General features: G+C 68.0%; 2 protein-coding genes. Both read left to right on the forward strand.

Going from position 1 to position 2,266, the window contains the following annotated elements; translation table 11 throughout:
• A partial coding sequence (locus GT354_RS07500; protein WP_161355466.1) for an RHS repeat-associated core domain-containing protein occupies window positions 1–861 on the forward strand: 861 nt, incomplete at its 5' end.
• Window positions 862–880: 19 nt separating this feature from the next.
• The gene (locus GT354_RS07505; RefSeq protein WP_161355467.1) at window positions 881–1,093 is read left to right on the forward strand and encodes a hypothetical protein; all 213 of its coding nucleotides are present in this window, start codon (window positions 881–883) and stop codon (window positions 1,091–1,093) included.
• Window positions 1,094–2,266: the final 1,173 nt, after the last annotated feature.

Here is a 2,266-nt window from a genome sequence, read left to right on the forward strand (position 1 = left end):
CTCACCGCCACCTCCACCACGACCACCACATGCGGCTCCGCCGGCACCACCTACACCTACAACGCCGCCAACCAGACCACGAACACCGGCTGGACCTTCGACGCCAACGGCAACGAAACCGCCGCCGCCGGCGGCCTGCCCCGCACCGGCGAGAGCTACAACGACCTCAACCAACTCACCGCGATCACCCGAAGCGGCACCACCTCCGCCGCCACCTACACCGGCACCACCAACGCGGAGCGCCTCACGTTCGGCGCCACCGACTTCTACCACGGCTCCGAAGGCCTCTCCGCGACCGTCACCGGCGGCACCGAAACGGGATTCGTCCGCGAACCCTCGGGCAGCCTCACAGCCATGAGCACCGGTGAAGCCCACTACTACTACCTCACCGACGCCCAAGGCTCCGTCATCGCCATGACGGACAAAAACGGCAACAAAATCAACACCTACGCGTACGACCCGTACGGCAACGCCCGCACGACGACCGAGGCGGTTCCCAACCCGCTGCGCTACACCAGCACCTACCTCGATCCGACCGGCCAGTACAAGATGAGCGCCCGCTACTACGACCCCAGTCTGGGCCGCTTCACCCAACCCGACCCCAGCGGTCGGGAAAGCAACACTTACGCGTATGCCGCCGGTGACCCGATCAACCAGGTCGATCCCACCGGTCTCGGGTTCATAAGCGCCGTCAAGAGGGTCACCAAGAAATCGATGTCGCTCGCGCTCGAAGGCATGGTCGGCGGATGCGTTTCCGGGCTCGCGGGCGGCCCGTGGAGTTGCGCGGCAGGTGCGGGGATAGGCGTCGTGGGGGGCACGGTCGCCGGGCTCGCGTCCGGTGTCTACGACGAACTCTCATAGAAAGAAGGAGACGGCTCCTATGCCAACGCGCCAGCCGGGTGCCGGTTACCACACCTCGAACGTCGTCATCGTGTTGATCCTGATGGTTCTCACGATGCCCCTCGCCTTCGGGCGGGACTGGGGTGTTCCCCAATACGTCGCCGCCGTTGTCGCAGGCGTCATCGCCGGATTGGTCGCCATTCCGCTGGGCATCTTGTGGCGTCGCGCTCGAAGTGGGCGCTCACGCGCGTAGCTGCCCCTCCGGCAGGAAGCAGCAGCCAACGCTCATTTGTGAGCAGGCGGCCGGGTTGCGCGACATCCAACAACCACCCGCCTTACGAAGCTGATGCGGGACGGGGCACGCCACCTCCCGCATCAGCCACGGAAAGCCATACGACGCGGGAGGACCCGTCCACGCGGCGCCGGCCCTCCACTCCCCGGCCGGCACCCTTGAGACGAACAGCGGCTCCGACCACACATCACACGTGTGGTCGGAGCCGCTGTCTTGTTCCCCGTCGCGGGGCACAGCCTGCACAGCGCACCCAAGGCGAATGCGAGGACCCCACGAAGGGCACCCGCCCACCCTGGCACCGACCCGGCCCCGGCGCGGACACTTCACCCGAACGAGATGAACAAGCCCACTCGAAAAAGCGAACCACCGGCCAACACCTACGAGGGACTCTCGCCCCAGGGGGCACGGCTCTGGTCGCGAACGGCATGTTCGTCTACCAGGTCGTTCCCCGCCACGAACGCGTATACATCCTCCAGATCACCGCCTGGTGACGGTCGCCATCCCCATCCGACGCCACCCGGCAACCTCGTCCCTTCCCGGCCAGGATGGCAACGCCCGCGCGAGCACCTTCTTCCCGACCCGGCACAACTCCACCAACGCCCGCCGCCCGGCCGCGTCGAGGATCACCTCCGCGTCGGCCCCCCGCACCCGCCCCGATTGCCAGGAACGGTGGTTGAGCCACCGCCCCTGCCGGACCCGACAGGGCGCCGGCCCCGGCCCGTGACACCCGTCCACGATCCCGCCGTCGTCCGCCACACCCCTCGGACACGACCGCATCCTTCGTGCATTCTTCTCACCCTCGACCGGAGCGACCCGAAACACCCCCACCGACACCACACCCCACCCCCGGTCTCACTCCGAATCTCACACCCACCGAACACCCCCACCCGACACGGCCCCTCACCAGCGCATGCCGAGTTCGGTGAGCAACCGCACCCGCTCCTCGCCCAGCGAACTCCGCCGAGTCCGCCGGTTGTTGACCCATTTGCCGAGAGCCGGACCTCGACGGCACCGCCACCCTCGCCCGCGCCGCCCTCGGACCCGGCCGCAGTCTTCACCGCCACGGTCTCGACGTGCGCGCGTGGTACTTCGAGGTCGCCTTCGCTTTGGCGGTAGGCGACGGCCGCGGCGAAC

The sequence above is a fragment of the Streptomyces sp. SID3343 genome (assembly GCF_009865215.1).
Classification (GTDB): Bacteria; Actinomycetota; Actinomycetes; order Streptomycetales; family Streptomycetaceae; genus Embleya.

What these genes read in the sequence shown, in the direction of transcription:
- GT354_RS07505 (WP_161355467.1), top strand. Translation starts at nt 881, where the DNA reads ATGCCAACGCGCCAGCCGGGTGCCGGTTACCACACCTCGAACGTCGTC.